Annotated in this window: 10 protein-coding genes; 7 read left to right on the plus strand and 3 right to left on the minus strand. The window is 55.7% G+C overall.

Annotated features, from left to right (window positions below; all coding sequences use genetic code 11):
* Positions 1–25: 25 nt before the first annotated feature.
* Positions 26–1,006 carry an NAD-dependent epimerase/dehydratase family protein gene (locus tag FHT86_RS14570; RefSeq protein ID WP_133707512.1) on the plus strand — a complete coding sequence of 327 codons (981 nt, stop codon included), beginning with the start codon at positions 26–28 and terminating at the stop codon, positions 1,004–1,006.
* A 45-nt stretch (positions 1,007–1,051) separates the two neighbouring features.
* The gene (locus FHT86_RS14575; RefSeq protein ID WP_133707513.1) at positions 1,052–2,041 is read left to right on the plus strand and encodes a substrate-binding domain-containing protein; all 990 of its coding nucleotides are present in this window, start codon (positions 1,052–1,054) and stop codon (positions 2,039–2,041) included.
* A gap of 72 nt (positions 2,042–2,113) precedes the next feature.
* Here FHT86_RS14575 and FHT86_RS14580 read toward each other — a convergent pair whose 3' ends face one another.
* The 3 genes from FHT86_RS14580 to FHT86_RS14590 all read right to left on the minus strand — a co-directional run bounded on the left by FHT86_RS14580 (position 2,114) and on the right by FHT86_RS14590 (position 6,728).
* A complete protein-coding gene (locus FHT86_RS14580) occupies positions 2,114–4,057 on the minus strand; it encodes a C1 family peptidase (RefSeq protein WP_312862338.1) in 1,944 nt (647 codons plus the stop codon).
* A 274-nt stretch (positions 4,058–4,331) separates the two neighbouring features.
* Positions 4,332–5,009: a TIGR02594 family protein gene (locus FHT86_RS14585; protein WP_133707515.1), complete on the minus strand. Its 678-nt coding sequence runs from the start codon at positions 5,007–5,009 to the stop codon at positions 4,332–4,334.
* 1,206 nt (positions 5,010–6,215) lie between these two features.
* Entirely contained in the window at positions 6,216–6,728 is a 513-nt protein-coding gene (locus tag FHT86_RS14590) for a DUF995 domain-containing protein (protein WP_133707517.1), read from the minus strand.
* 438 nt (positions 6,729–7,166) lie between these two features.
* Between FHT86_RS14590 and FHT86_RS14595 the strand changes: the two genes are divergently transcribed.
* From FHT86_RS14595 to FHT86_RS14615, 5 genes are all read left to right on the plus strand, one after another.
* Positions 7,167–8,273 (plus strand): helix-turn-helix domain-containing protein, encoded by a 1,107-nt coding sequence (locus tag FHT86_RS14595; protein ID WP_133707871.1) that lies wholly within the window; start codon positions 7,167–7,169, stop codon positions 8,271–8,273.
* 335 nt (positions 8,274–8,608) lie between these two features.
* Entirely contained in the window at positions 8,609–9,658 is a 1,050-nt protein-coding gene (locus tag FHT86_RS14600; protein WP_409527589.1) for a UDP-glucuronic acid decarboxylase family protein, read from the plus strand.
* On the plus strand, positions 9,658–10,644 hold the full coding sequence (gene galE, locus FHT86_RS14605) for a UDP-glucose 4-epimerase GalE (RefSeq protein WP_133707518.1): 987 nt from the start codon (positions 9,658–9,660) through the stop codon (positions 10,642–10,644). The genes FHT86_RS14600 and galE overlap by 1 nt, the downstream gene beginning before the upstream one ends.
* Positions 10,641–12,524: a glycosyltransferase family 2 protein gene (locus FHT86_RS14610; protein ID WP_133707519.1), complete on the plus strand. Its 1,884-nt coding sequence runs from the start codon at positions 10,641–10,643 to the stop codon at positions 12,522–12,524. The genes galE and FHT86_RS14610 overlap by 4 nt, the downstream gene beginning before the upstream one ends.
* Positions 12,525–12,567: 43 nt before the next feature.
* Positions 12,568–13,527 carry a glycoside hydrolase family 26 protein gene (locus FHT86_RS14615; protein WP_133707520.1) on the plus strand — a complete coding sequence of 320 codons (960 nt, stop codon included), beginning with the start codon at positions 12,568–12,570 and terminating at the stop codon, positions 13,525–13,527.
* The last annotated feature ends 276 nt before the right edge of the window (positions 13,528–13,803 follow it).

Raw genomic sequence — 13,803 nt, forward strand, 5'->3', positions numbered from 1 at the left:
ATATTAGCTATTGGTGGAGGAAGGCATGCTGATCCTTGTCACTGGGGCAACGGGCAAGGTCGGGCAGTGCTTCATCGCTGGGCTGCTCGACGATCCGAGATTTTCAAAGGCGCGCATACGCGCGCTTTGCCATAATCGCGTGTGTCGTGAAACGGACCGGATCGAGGTCATACGAGGCTCGATCGCCGATCGGGAAACGGTTGCCAAGGCGCTTGCCGGTGTCACTCACGTCGTGCATCTCGCCACATGCAAGGAAACGCCTGCCGACGTCATGGACGTCACGGTCAAGGGACTCTTCTGGCTGCTGGAGGATTTCAGGACGAGCCCCACTGCGCGGCAGTTCATCCTCATCGGCGGCGACGCCGCTATCGGCCATTTCTACTACCGCCACGAGGCGCCCATGACAGAAGCCACGCCGCACCGGGCCTATCCCGGATGCTACGCGCTTTCGAAAGTGCTGGAGGAGGTGATGCTTGAGCAATTCGGTATGCAGTACGGCCTCAACGGCTGCTGCCTGCGCGCACCCTGGATCATGGAAAAGGATGACTTCCGATTCACACTTTCATTCGGCAACGACGTCTTCGGCGGGCCTGACTGGAAAACGCTTGTCCCCCAGGCCGATGCGGAGCGCTATGCCAACGACGGCACGGTTCCGTTGCTACGCGACGCGGACGGGCGGCCGTTGAAGCGCAATTTCGTTCACGTCGAAGACCTTGTCTCGGCGATCCTTTCGGCCATCGACAATCGACGCGCGAAGGGTCAGCTTTTCAACATCTGCATGGATCGTCCGGTCGACTACGGCGAAGTGGCAGCCTATCTCGCCCGCACGCGTGGTCTGCGTTCCATCGATATCGCGAGCCAGTTCCATTCGAATTGGATGGACAATAGCAAGGCCAAGTACCTGCTTAACTGGAGCCCCGTCTACGATCTGAAAATGCTTATCGACTCGGCCTGGGGATACGAGCGTTCGGAGGAGGATCCGCGCATCGTCTGGTATCCGGGTTGATCATGTGGCGGGCAGTGGGGCCCGTCCTTTCAAAGGGAGGAAGCTATGAGGAAGGCATTATTGCTTACAGTCGCGGTACTCGCGCTCACGGCCGGACAAGCCTTGGCGGCCAAGAAACAGCTTGTCATTGTCGTGAAGGGCCTGGACAATCCGTTCTTCGAGGCAATCAATCAGGGTTGCCAGAAGTGGAACAAGGAAAACCCGAATTCCGAATACGAGTGCTTCTACACTGGTCCCGCCTCGACCTCCGATGAGGCCGGCGAGGCGCAGATCGTTCAGGACATGTTGGGCAAGGCCGAAACGGCAGCCATAGCCATATCGCCGTCGAATGCCAAGCTCATCGCCCAGACGCTGAAGACGGCCAATCCGAAGGTCCCGGTCATGACCCTTGATGCAGACCTGGCTGCAGAGGACGCAGCGCTGCGCAAGACCTACCTTGGAACCGACAACTACCTGATGGGTGCGCGCATCGGTGAGTACATCAAGAAGGCCAAGCCGAACGGCGGCAAGATTTGCACGATCGAAGGCAATCCGGGCGCCGACAACATCCTGCGTCGTGCACAGGGTATGCGTGATACGCTCACCGGCCAGAAAGGCCTAACCGCGCTGAAGGGCGAGGGCGGCTGGACGGAAGTCGCAGGTTGCCCGGTCTTCACCAATGATGACGGCGCCAAGGGGGTCCAGGCGATGACCGATATCCTGGCTGCAAATCCCAGCCTCGACGCCTTCGGCATCATGGGTGGCTGGCCGCTGTTCGGCGCGCCGCAGCCCTATCGTGACCTGTTCAAGCCAATGGCCGACAAAATCGGCAAGAACGAGTTCGTGATTGGCGCCGCTGACACGATCGGCGACGAGGTCGCGATTGCCAGGGAAGGCCTGGTGACGGCACTCGTCGGCCAGAGGCCGTTCGAGATGGGCTACAAGGCGCCGACCGTTATGATGGATCTGATCGCCGGAAAGCCGGTCGAAGATCCGGTCTTCACCGGGCTCGACGAATGCACGAAGGATACCGTCGATACCTGCATTCAGAAGTAAAAGCAGCAACCGGAGCATGCCATTTTTGCATGCTCCGGTATCTGGCCATAGCTCCGGGAAACCCCGGTCTCACTATCTGTTGAGCCCCTGGCTCGCCAAAAGTGTTCGATCGAGGCGTCTTCGGAAGCTTCTTTTTTCAGTGTTTGATTTGAGCGGCTTGCGGCTCGCGAGAACAGCCGTGGCGTCCGACACGCTGCTTCCAATTATTCGCTCGAGAGTGGAAAGCAATGTTGTCTTGTCATTATCGAAGTCTCCATGATGTCTTGCATTCGTCGCGGGGCCAGGTGCGATAAGCCACCGAAGGTTCTTCTTATTGAAGAGCTGGCTCAAGGGAGACCGGACGACGTCCCGAGCCAAGCCGAGTAGGGGCACACCACCTCGCTCCGGGATGGTGGGAATGCGTGGGTATTGCTCAAATGCATTGCTGACGAGGTAAAGGAGAGACTTGTGGTAGATGCGGGCACAGTCGTCGTCCTGCTCCGTGGCGTCATCCATCGTGTACAGGTCGAAACTCTGAATGGCTTTCGCGTTGATCGCCGGTCTATAGATGGTCTCGAAGAGCTCCATGGTACAAGCGGGCGCCCATAGGCTGACGCTATCGATCCGCACCTTGTTGGCGGCGAGTTTTTCTACGATGGGGGCCAGGAATATCGAACCCGCGCTGTGCCCGACCATGTGAATCTCGTCAATGGCCTTTTGTTTGGCGAGATCGATCAGATGATCGCTCACGAGTTTGGCAGAGCCTTCGCTATTGGACGAGGCGGCGAGTGCGTTTTCCTTCATCTCGTCCCAGAGGTCTTTTCCTCCGAGATTTCGCGCGACGACCTCAAGGGTATCGTCGAGGCGGTCCAGCATGAAATCCTTCGCATCATCCAGGAAGGCCTCGTCGCGCCGGCTTCCGATGGCATCACCAAGAATGTCTTCGATCGTGTTCCATGCATCCGAACGCCAGATGAAGGAAAGGGGGTAGACTTCGGAGCTAAGGAGGGGTGCCAGATTGCTGGAGACCGTCTGGATTGCTGCATCTTGTCCGACAAGCCCTCCGTGGGCATACAGCAAGACGCGCTTCTTTTTCCAGCTAGCCATCGTTTTCAGCATTCGCTGTTTGACGAGAGATTCGAGTGCCGCCGGCGTCAGCCCATAGGTACCCTTGTCATCGAGAATGCCATTGTTCTTGGAGGTCACGACATAGGGGCGGAGGTCGGCATAGATCTGACTCTCATAACTGCGCGGAGCATCCGACCGCATGTTCGCCGTTGCATTCGGTGACGCGAGGTCCACTGGCGCGCCCAGCGAGGCCACCCAAACATCCGTGCCGTTCGCCAACCAATCCGAGTATGAAAGATTTGCAAGTCCACCCTCGCCCCAGGTCTCACCCCAGCTGTTCTGAATCCAGAACCCTCGGCGATCGTAGCCGACAATCGCGAACGCGTGCCCTCCGATCGAGCCGTCGCGGTATTCGATGAATTTTGTGCCTTTTTTGACCTGCTGCCACCCTTCGTGAACGTTCGCTGTCGCGTAAAGGATTCCTGTCTCGCTAATGGCAGCGTGCATGGAGACCAGGTCTTTGTGATTGACTCGGAAATAGGCTCCCAGGGGCCGTGCCAGCGCGTCGGCAGAACGTTTATCCTCAAGTGTCAGGTCGGGCGCACGTTCGTTCCACAATGAGTAGGCGCACAGTCCATGTTTGAACCAGCCTTTCATGGCCCCTCGCGCGCTTGAGCCGTCATAGTTTTCGCCCGGCCATTCGTCGTAACGCTTCGCCATTGTGTACAGCATCCAGGCGCTGACCTCGTCGGCGTCGGGGCATTTTCCCCGAGCCCGAAGAAGGTAATTTGCAACGGTCGCCAAGCCGAAGCCCGTGCAGGCACCTTCTGTACCTTGATCGAGAACCGGAATTTTCAGGGCTCGGTAGCCCTTCAGATCGGTCTCGGGCAGAACGCGAATGAGAGTTGGAACAAAGATTACATCTCTAAAATCCACGGTATCCGGCAGCGCGTCCAGTTTTCGTGTCACGGCCTTTACTGCTCGCCTCGCCATTTTCGCCCCCTCTTCAAAAAGACAACTTTGATTCCCTGCGCCAGCTATTGATAAAAATCAGGATGTTGCGGTTGGAATCTGCGAGAATTGCGCGAGCTTCCCGATCCCAGTCGGACGGAGCTCGTTCGCCATCCGGAATCCACGCGCATTACCGCGTCCGCGTCGCAAGCGTTCGAAAGAAACGCGCATGGGCGCCATTTCGCGCGCCTCGCGGCACGCCGTTGAGCGGCCGGCGTTTAAAGTCTGTTGGTTAATGCGCTCGTCGGACGGAAAGGATCTGGCTGAACGGATATGGGTCGTCGACACAGATCTTGTTGCCCTGATTGCCCCCGAGTACAAATGGTCTTTCGCCATCCCACGTTACCAGAAACGCCACATGGCCTTTCCAGGAGTTTGGCGCTTCTCGCCAAAACACAACGATATCCCCTTCCCGCCAATCGCCGCGGCTCACGCTGCGTCCCCAATCAAGCCAAGAACGAGCCGCCTTGCTGTCAGTCCCCGCTCCGCCGGCTTGTTCGACGCAATAGTTGACGAAAGATGAGCACCAGGACACCTCATCCGGCATCGCTCCGCCGTGCGTTGTGGAATGGTAGAGCCTGATGCGTGGGTTATCGACACCCGGGGTGGAAATCTCACTGACGCCAAGCGCCTTCTCTCGCTTGGCGATATCATATGCGCTCGATCCGGTACTCCGGATTAAACCATGGCGTGTGGGGAGCGGAACATCCAACGGAATGCCCGGTTCAAGCTCCTCCAAAGATTTGATATGAGGATTAAGGCCGGTCAAAAATTCCCGCGACGTGCCCGTCCTGTCCGCCAGCGACGCAAATGTATCCTCTGGTCCGGTATAGATGGTCGACAAGAATGACTCGTTTGCACCCTTGGCGGCTCTCAATTCATAGTTCTCTGTCTTCGATCGCGCTTTCATGGCGTCCCCTCCAACGTCAAATCTTTCAGATGCATCCAAGAACTAGGCTAGACATACATCGCCACGGCGCAAAGCTCGAACCATTATAGTTCGATGCGCGCAAAGAACATCCTCTTCAAGATCTGAAGCAAGAATGTAATGTGAATGTAGTATTTGCCGCCTTGCCCGGTATTTTTTTAGGCGCTTCTAATATTTTACACCGTAACGCTGAGCACGCAAGAAATTTTCTAAATCGGCATGTTGTTGTGCTTGATGAAACGTAGAATCTCATCCATTGAGCGCGTTTATCCTTCTTCCGATGGACAGTTGTAGCCCGTCTTGTGGGATAGCCAACTTCGGGCAAACACCGCCCATGCCTGTGAGTCCATGGCGAGGAGCAGCCTGCAGATCGTTCAGAGGCTATCCCTAAGGCTGCATTTGTGCGAGAATTTATGGAGAAAGACTTCCGCGGATGTTCCACAGCCGAGGCGCTTGCGTGGCGTATTGTCGATACTGGAACAATACTTCCCAATAGTGCCGGCTGGCCCGCGCTAATGCGATGTCGAATTTTCCCGTGATAGAGTGTGAGTCACAGCCTAAGGTCGCTTTTTTGGGAATAGCCAGCGCAACTTGAATTGCCGTAACGGCATTGATGTGGCCCTGGTCCATCACGTCATTTCAAGTTTTTAAATTTCACAATCACATCATAGCGTTGTTGCGTCTCGAGCCTTCGGAACCGAATCTTAGAATTGCGTCTATTCGTTAAACGCCCTGAAAGACATCTTGTACTAGAACACTCACCTGTCGAATTCTGGGAGTCGTCTGGGATGTGGGAGATAATGAAGGCCGCTTTGATCGTCGTCGTTTGCGCAGCCGTGCCAATAGAAATGGCAGCCGCGCAATCGATCTCGGCAGAGCGGGGATATCAAACTGCTATGAAGCCCGCTGATATAAAAAAGAAAATAGTTAAGAGCAAAAACACGACACCTGCAAAATTTGTAAAGCCAATCTATCTCGGTGCGGCGCCATATATTTGCACACCGAGCGGATTTGGGCACACATCAAGATGCTTTTTAAGATGAGGGGCTTCCCTCATCTCAACGTCATCAGCGCTGGGTTGGATTCGAGACAAGTACAGACATACGAACCCGTATTATCAGCCGCTTAAGTGGGCACATACGCAGTTGGCCTCGTCAACCAGGAAATGCCTTTGCAGGAATAGCCGATCTACTTTTCTCGCTTCAGTTTTGCCCGCATGCGATTGTATCCGGCGGTGGCGTAGTCCCCAGGGCGCAACTTTCGGTATTCATCATCGACGTTGGCCGGCGTTGTTTTGAATGGATACCAATCTCCGTTCGGATCGCGCTTCTGGAATATGACGTTGCCTTTCTTTCGATGGCTGAAACACGTCAATGCTAACGCTTTTCCTGTCTTCGCGTACCATGTGGCCCGGAAACAGAGCCTACCGGGGTCCGTTACAAACCAATGGCCAACGCCGTATGAACCCGTTCCTTCGCCAGACCACGCCCTAAAATCGCGTTGTTTCGCTGCAAAATAGCCGGCGCCGTCCTTCCAGATCCAGGTACGATTATAATAGAGCTGAAACACGCGCTCAGTGGTCAGTGGTACTGACATAGCTGGGGGCTTTGTCATCTTATTTTGTGGAGCGCTGGCGGCAAAAGCAGATGTGCTGATCGCACCAAGGATGCACGATAGTAACAGCGTTCGGAATACAGTCATTGGTTTCCTCCTGTCTGCTGGATGTCCGTCGGCAAATGATTTGCGAGTGATTAGCCCTGGAAGAATTGTCGTTTCTGAGCCGTCTGTTTGCCGATTTGAGCAGCTTGTGGTTGATCTTGCAAGCGCCCGATTTTTGCGACCATGTCCGGTTCCTTTTCCCAGCAGTGGGATTGCGGGCGTCAATCGAACGAAAACGGCTCAGTTGCGAAACGTCACTGACGCCGGGGACGGCGTTGTAATTCGCCGCCAGATTGAACAGATCCATGCCTTATCCATCATAAACGATCTGGTTTTAAATCGTTTGCTGAAAAACACCTTGAGTGGTACAAATGGCTTTCCGAGTGCTGCGAGGAAATATTGCCGGACTCACCACAGAATGGGCATTCCCCACCAGTTCCCGTCGAAAGACAAAATGACGGGCAGCTAAATGCGCACCCGATTTCGCAGGTCGAACGCCGACGTTGGCCGCGGTCATCGGACACTGGTCTTGACGCAAATCCACCTTTGCCGCCGGCCTTGGAACCTCTCCGGTTTTCGACGCGCGATTTGGCATTGAGCGATCAGTTCGCGGCCTGGCAAGCGTATTTGGCGCCTCTCATCGATGTCAGATTGCCGGACGGCGTATCGGCGGAAGCCGGCTTCCCCGCCGATCATACGGCCTGGAATCTTGGCAGCATGCTCGTCGTCCAGCAATCGGTACCCGCACATTCTTACGCGCGTTCGGCGGCCAAGCTGCGGTCAAATTCAATCGATCATTGGCATATCGTGTTGCTGCGCACCGGCCGAAGCTGGACAGAGTTCGATGGTAAGGTATCGGAGGGTGGGCCCGGAAAGGTGGAGCTAAGGTCGCTCGGCCATCCGTTTAGAGGAAGAGCCACTGACACACAAAGTCTTTCCTTTTACATGCCGCGGGAATTGTTTTTGGACACGGCTGTGGTCAACGACATCAAGAATAATATGGTATTTTCCGATACCTACATTAACCTCTTGATCGACTACCTAGGTAGCATCGAGACGAAGCTGACCAGCATGACTGCGCCGGATCTGCCCCGTGTCGTCCAAACAACGCGCGATATGCTGGTGACATGTCTTTCGTCACCGACGGGAAACACTGATCCTGAAAAACCACAAAGTAACTTAGCCCTGATGGAGCGTGTACGCCGCTTCGTCCAGCGCAATTTGAGCTCACAAAATCTCACGCCGGATACAATATGCCGCGAACTCGGGATTTCGCGCACTCGACTTTACCAATTGTTCGAGTCGAGCGGTGGCGTCCTGCATTATATACAAAAGCGCCGCCTTTTTTCAGCACATGTTGCGCTAAGCGACAGCGTTAACCGGCAGCAAATTTTGGAGATCGCCACCGCTGTCGGGTTTACCTCCGCGGCTCACTTCAGCCGAGCGTTCAGCAAGGAATTTGGTTATACGCCTCGCGAAGCTCGAAATATTGCAGCTCCGCCCTTTCTCGCACGGGCAGTTTCACCCGTGCACATGAAAGATAGCTCAAATCCATTTGGCAACTGGCTTAATTCCCTCGGACATTGATGCAGAGCATCTGCAGTCAAGACTTGGCACGCGTAGCCGCGAAAGCGGCTGCGACCGTTAGCTGACCGCGTCGATCATCGAAGCGAGATAACCAGACTTTCCCCGAATAGGACCGTGACCACATGCCGATCCCGAAAATCGCGATCGGCAAGACATGCTGTCGCAAATATGGACGCTACGGCAAGTTTCAGGATTCGCGTCTAACGACAGTTAGAAATTAGGCAAGTATAAAAAAACAATAATAACAACGCCGAATACAACGCTTTGGCCCGGTTTGGCACACCACAAGTGTGCTTTCAACCGGCAAAGAACAGGCAGACTTTGGGGTTAGATCGATGAAAGTCATGCGTCCGATAAACAACCGCATTAGTACTGATACGCTCATTAGCGAGATAGGTGTCATCCGCTCAAAACAACAGGCTCGGCACATTCTAGTCGCCGGCGGCGCTGGTTTTCTTGGGTCGCATCTTTGCGAACGCCTCCTCAAATTGGGGCACACGGTCATCTGCGTTGACAATTTTTCAACGGGACTGGAACGCAATATCAGCCATCTGCGGGACTACCAGCGCTTCAGCGTCATAAGGCACGACGTCGTTGATCCAATCGATATCGAGGTCGATGAGATCTACAATCTCGCTTGCCCGGCATCGCCGCCTCACTACCAGGCCGATCCCGTGCATACGATGAAGACCTCTGTCTTCGGTGCACTCAATTTGCTGGAACTGGCTGCATGCACCGGTGCCCGCATCTTCCAGGCTTCGACGTCGGAAGTATACGGCGACCCTCTTGTGCATCCCCAGGTTGAAGGTTATTGGGGGAATGTGAACCCGTTTGGCCCGCGATCCTGTTACGACGAGGGCAAGCGCAGCGCCGAAACATTGTTCTTTGATTTTCATCAAAGGTACGACGTCGAGATCAAGGTCGCTCGAATCTTCAATACTTACGGCCCCAATATGCGTCCCGACGATGGCCGTGTCGTATCCAACTTCATCGTGCAAGCGCTGAAGGGTCAGGACATAACGATCTACGGCGATGGCTCGCAGACACGCTCGTTCTGCTTTGTCGATGATCTCATCGAAGGTTTTCAGCAGTTGATGGCGACCGAGCCGTCATTCACCGGGCCCGTCAACCTTGGGAATCCGGGCGAGTTCACCATTCTCGAACTCGCCGAGCAGGTGATCAAACTGACCGGCTCGAGCTCGAAGACCATACGTAAGCCGCTGCCGACAGATGATCCGCAGCAGCGCCGCCCCGATATATCGCTTGCACAGCACAAACTGGGCTGGCAGCCCTTGGTGCCTCTATCCACCGGCCTGGAAAGGACGATCTGCTATTTCGATCGCCTCCTGACCCTGGAAGCACATGAATGGGTGGGGACCGCGTGATGCCACAGCGAAAAGTTCTGGTAGCGGGTGGCGCCGGATATATCGGCAGCCACACGGCCAAGCTCCTTCATTCAAACGGTGTTGAGCCTGTTGTCTTTGACAATCTGGTCACCGGACATCGCTCTTCTGTGCGTTGGGGACCATTCGTGTACGGCGACATCCTCGACACCAGCAGCTTGACGCGGACCCTCATCCAATACAAGCCGGATGCGGTCGTGCATTTTGCCGCATCCGCCTATGTCGGAGAGTCCGTCGAAGACCCCGCGAAATATTACAGGAACAACGTCAGCGGCACGCTATCCCTTTTGGACGCCTGCCGTCATGCCGAAATCGACAAAATCATTTTCTCGTCAAGTTGCGCGACCTACGGGACGCCGCAGTCTCTGCCCATTACTGAAACGACCTCGCAGCAACCGATCAATCCATACGGCAGAACGAAGCTCATCGCCGAGCAGATGCTGCAGGATTATGCGACTGCCTATGACCTGAAATATGTTGCGCTGCGGTACTTTAACGCGTGCGGTGCGGATCCGGACGGCGAACTTGGCGAATGGCATGAGCCGGAGACGCATCTCATTCCGAGAGCATTGCTCGCTGCCGGCGGTGCAATCTCGCACCTTTCTGTCTTCGGCGACGACTACGACACCGAAGATGGAACCTGCGTTCGCGACTATATCCACGTGACGGATCTGGCGCGCGCCCATGTTCTGGCACTTCAACACCTCATCAACGGTGGCCGGAACCTCGCAGTCAATCTCGGAACCGGATATGGCTTGTCGATAGGCGAAATCCTGAAGGCCATCGGTCGTGTCACCAGACGCGAAGTACCGGTTGAAATGCGTCCAAGACGAGCCGGCGACCCGCCGGCTCTCTATGCTGATCCGGCCTTCGCGCGCGAGGTGCTTGGCTTCTCGCCCGAATATTCCGACATCGACACCATCATCCGGACTGCGGCTCCCTTTTTTGGCCTGGAGTCACGGGCATGACGGATGTGGCAGACAAAATCGCACCGGATACCACTGAGCCGGCACAGGTCCCGGTTCTCGAAGGTCGCCACCGAAAGGAATATCTTGTCGGTGCTGCGATCTGGCTGGCAATGCTCGTCTATTTCTGGGCCTGGTGGCTGAAGCCAGAGCACTATATCGGGTTTTGGCGCTTCACTCTGGTTACCGCCATACTAGCTTGGGTGACCCTTCTACCGGCCTATTTCATTGCGATATTCTATCGCGCTCAGAAACCCGCCGGACCACTGCGGCTGCCCGCAGGCAGCCGCGTCGCCATGGTCGTGACCAAAGCCCCGTCCGAACCTTTTTCTGTCGTGGCAATGACCTTGGAAGCCATGCTGAAACAAGCGTTTCCGCACGATACATGGCTTGCCGACGAAGATCCGAGCCCAGAGACGTTGAACTGGTGCCAACAGCGTGGCGTCCTCGTTTCAACACGAAAGAACAGGCCGGATTATCACCGGACGACTTGGCCGCGCCGCACGCGATGCAAGGAGGGCAATCTCGCCTTTTTCTACGATCATTATGGCTATGACCGCTACGATTTCGTCGTGCAGCTCGACGCCGATCACGTCCCGGAACCTGGTTATCTCAGCGAAATGCTGCGCCCGTTTGGCGATTCCCGTGTCGGTTACGTCTCAGCACCAAGCGTCTGCGATCGCAACGCGTCGGAAAGCTGGGCTGCGCGCGGGCGGCTTTACGCCGAGGCGAGCATGCATGGTTCCCTCCAGGCCGGCTATAATTACGGGCTCGCTCCTCTTTGCATCGGATCGCACTATGCCGTGCGCACCATCGCCCTCAAGGAAATAGGGGGACTGGGACCGGAACTTGCGGAGGACCATTCGACGACATTGATGATGAATGCGCATGGTTGGCGTGGTGTGCATGCGCTTGATGCTATCGCGCATGGTGACGGCCCTCGCACATTCACGGATCTCATCACCCAGGAGTTTCAGTGGTCGCGCAGCCTTGTCATGCTGCTCCTGCGATACTCGCCGATTTACATTCAGCGCCTGCCCCTGAAATTGAAGTGTCAATTTGTGTTCGCTCAGCTGTGGTATCCGCTTTTTGCATTGTTCATGGCCTTGATGTTCGTCATGCCAATTCTGGCGCTTGTCGGCCATCAGAACTTTGCGGCGGTGACCTATCCCGAATTTGTTGCCCATTTCGCGCCGCTTTCCTTCACCTTGACACTGCTGGCCTATCGCTGGCGAGCCACCGGTTCGTTCCGGCCGTTCGATGCCAAGATCTTGAGCTGGGAGGCAATATTTTTCCTCTTCGCACGTTGGCCCTGGGCATTGGCTGGGACAGTCGCTGCCGTCCGGGACTGGATGACGGACTCCTATGTCGACTTTCGCATCACACCCAAAGGTGCGTCTGAAGTGGATCCGCTGCCTTGGCGAGTCTTGATGCCCTACGGTCTATTGTCATTGGCTTCCGTATTGCCGGTTTTATTTGTCGACAACGCTGTTGAAACGCGGGGTTTCTATATCTTCGGAATTATCAATTCCGTGCTCTACACCCTTCTGTTGCTGATCATCGTCATCCAGCACGCTCGGGAAAATGTCGTCAGGATTCGAGCACGGATGTATCGGCCGGTCATGGCCGCGAGCCTCCTCTGCCTCGTCGCTGCTCCAGGTTTTGCCACCGTTGAACGCGGACCGGAAGGATTGGCGTCTCTGGCGTGGGGTACTGGACGATTGAGACTTTATGAAACGAGGTACGCGGTGGCCGGGGCTGGTCTTGGAAGGCAAGACCTCCAACGGCTGACGTTCAAGCCACATTGGTTGCCCGCCGCGTCGAATATCAACCTTGCACAAGAAGAACCATCAGATCCGATCTTGAGGATCGGAAACGACTAGCAGGCATCTGGTGCCAATGTGTTGTTGACAGGAGGAAAACCCAATGAACAACAAGAAAACCAAGGCAGCAATGGTCGCCCTATTTGCAACTTTAGCGACGACGGGAACAATTTTGGCGGCGAGCATACCGCGCGGAATCCCGGTCGGCGAGGCGGTTCATGCCGGCCAGATTACCGACAAACGGCCGAAGATCGGTCCGGATTCACTCACCTTTGGCGCCTATGATCCTCACGGTGATTTCAGCGACGACCCGAACTCAAAGATCGAGCATCTTTTCCTTCCCTGGGAAGATGTCGATCTGTCAACGCTATCCCTCGCCGACGAGTACGCCCAGAAACGGGGGCGGAAGCTTCTGATTACGATAGAACCGTGGTCCTGGTCGACAGACTGGCGATTGTCTCCCGAGAAGCTGCTCGAAGGCATTCTGGCTGGCAGATACGATAGCAACATGGCTGCGGTCTGCGCCACGGCAGCCACACTGAAGAGTGATGTGACCATCCGCTGGGCGCAAGAGATGGACGAAACCGACAATCAGTTCATCTGGGCGCACTGGCAACCCAGCAGCTACGTCGCTGCCTATCGGCGAATGGTGGACGTGTGCCGCGAACATAATAAGTCGGCGAAATACATGTGGTCGCCCAAGGGCGAGCCCGGTCTTGCCGCATTCTATCCCGGCAATGATGTCGTCGATGTCATTGGCCTTTCGGTGTTCGGCCTGCAAAAGTTCGACAAGGATCATTTTGGCGCGGACCGGACGTTTGCCCAATTGCTCGCGCCCAAATATCGGCTGGTCCAGGGTTTCGCTAAACCCGTCGTTGTGGCTGAACTTGGTTATGAAGGAGACTCCACATACGTTGGCAACTGGGCTGAAAATGCTGCCAAGCGATATCCCGAATTTCCGAATCTGACGGCCGTGGTCTACTTCAACGACAAGGAGCTCTATCCTTGGCCGAAGCCCTATGGGCTGCCGAACTGGCGGGTTGTCAGGGAGGCGACAAACTAAACCGGATACCGCAATTAGCCTCTTCGCAAGTATAATATCGGTGCTGTGACAAGGCCCGGTCCGAAGATAGAAGCTGTCTGGATCGCAGCGCCGCTATCGTGGTCAAAGGCCGAAAGCTTCGTTCAAGGGGGGGCATGAAGCGGGTGCGACGGGGAGCTCGTCGCATCCGTTTCATCGGATTCGATAAACCCGGTTTTCTTTTGCCGGCGACGCCGCGACACAGCGGGCGCTAAGCCGAAATTTTGCATTCAGACATGCGGCCTCTGCGCCTGGGCA

Origin of the sequence: Rhizobium sp. BK313, assembly GCF_014193655.1 — a bacterium.
In the GTDB taxonomy this organism is placed as follows: Bacteria; Pseudomonadota; Alphaproteobacteria; order Rhizobiales; family Rhizobiaceae; genus Rhizobium.